The 1,537-nt window shown below is 62.5% G+C and carries 1 protein-coding gene and 1 pseudogene; both read right to left on the reverse strand.

The annotated features are described in order from the left end of the window. Positions 1 to 133: 133 nt before the first annotated feature. On the reverse strand, positions 134 to 1,021 hold the full coding sequence (locus ACQCVD_RS15405) for an IS5 family transposase (protein WP_426824663.1): 888 nt from the start codon (positions 1,019 to 1,021) through the stop codon (positions 134 to 136). A gap of 347 nt (positions 1,022 to 1,368) precedes the next feature. After that, positions 1,369 to 1,537: pseudogene (locus ACQCVD_RS15410) on the reverse strand (IS5/IS1182 family transposase); the annotation flags it as partial.

The raw sequence follows: 1,537 nt of genomic DNA on the forward strand, positions 1-1,537 counted from the left end.
AGGGAGGCGAAAACCTCGGTGATGAAGTCCGCGAGGTCATCATGAGTGGCGGTGGTATTGTTCCTGCTCATGATATGAATTTACGCCTCAGCTCACCTGCCCACAAGAGCTAACAAAGCACTACTAGGTCGTGTTACGAAAGTCGTTTCAGCCAGTACCGGATCACCGCCAACTGAACCGTCGCCTCGAAATGCACCGCTAACTTATCGAAACGCATCGCACACCCGCGGTGCTGCTTAATCCGGTTAACGCCCCGTTCCACGGCATTGCGCCGCCGATAGGCCGCGATGTCGAAGGCAGGGGGTCGGCCGCCGGCCGACCCCCGACGCTTCCGGTGGGCGGCCTGGTCTTTCGGCTGGGAGATCGTCGCTGTGATCCCCTTGGCTTTCAGCCATGCCCGGTTAGCGCGTGAGGAATATGCCTTATCCGCCAGTACCCGTACCGGTCGACGTCGCGGCCGACCCCGGCCACCGGCCGGGACCCGGATCTTGTCGAGTACCGGCACCATCTGCGGGCCGTCTCCTGCCTGGCCCGGGGTGATCACCAAGGACAGCACCCCGCAGCCGGCATCGATACCCACGTGGATCTTTGTTGACCACCCGCCCCGGGATCGTCCGACATCGTGATGGGCAGGCTCCCCCGGATGTCGGTGGGCACTGTCTTTCCTGGCGCCGGCGGCATGGACGTGTCCGCGACTGGTCGTGGAATCGACACTGACCTCCCAGGAGAGTTTTCCCTTCTCCTGGGCGTGGGTCAGTAGCCGGGTATGCACGTCCTTCCACGCCCCGTCGGCCCGCAGACGTAGAAACAGGTGGTAGACCCGCCACCACGGTCCGTAACGCTCGGGGACGTCCCGCCAGGGGCAGCCGGTGCGGACACGGAAGAAGACGCCGTTGACCAGGGATCTGATATCCCAGGTGCGTGGTCGTCCCCGCTGTGACGGGGCGGGCAGGAGTGGGGCGAGCAGCTCCCATTCGGCGTCGGTGAGGTCATGGCGTGCCGAGGGCGGTAAAGTAGGCAACGAGGGTTTCCTTGCAAGCGTTGATGATTCGACACCAACAGCGTGCGCGGGGAAACCCTCGTTACTGTTGAGGACACGCCGGTCTCACTCACCAGACTTTCGCAACACTGCCTAACGGCTCCTAAATTCCCGGCACCTGGCGTGGCTGATGAATCACCAGCCGCGCTTTTCGGTTTTCGGGGATTGGAGGGGTGTTATGGCAGGGCTGGTGGTGACTCTGAGGTGGTGGGATACCGCGCCCTCACCGCCGGACGCACCGCAACCTACACCACCGTCTCTGCCGGTTCGGCTGTAGCGGTCAATTAGAGGATGGCATCCGCCAGCACCCCACTAACTATGACCAGCAGTCATGACACGCTACTAAGAGATCGCGCGGATAGGTCAGGGTTGTTGGGTCGGGCGAGTCTCCCAGCGATAGGTGCTCCAGGCTTCCCGGACCAGCCGGCGGACAACGATCACGGCGTTGGCTAAAGAAATGAACGCTTCAATGACCCGGATGCGACGTTCGGTACACAC

The sequence above is a fragment of the Corynebacterium halotolerans genome, from assembly GCF_050107895.1.
Classification (GTDB): domain Bacteria; phylum Actinomycetota; class Actinomycetes; order Mycobacteriales; family Mycobacteriaceae; genus Corynebacterium; species Corynebacterium halotolerans_B.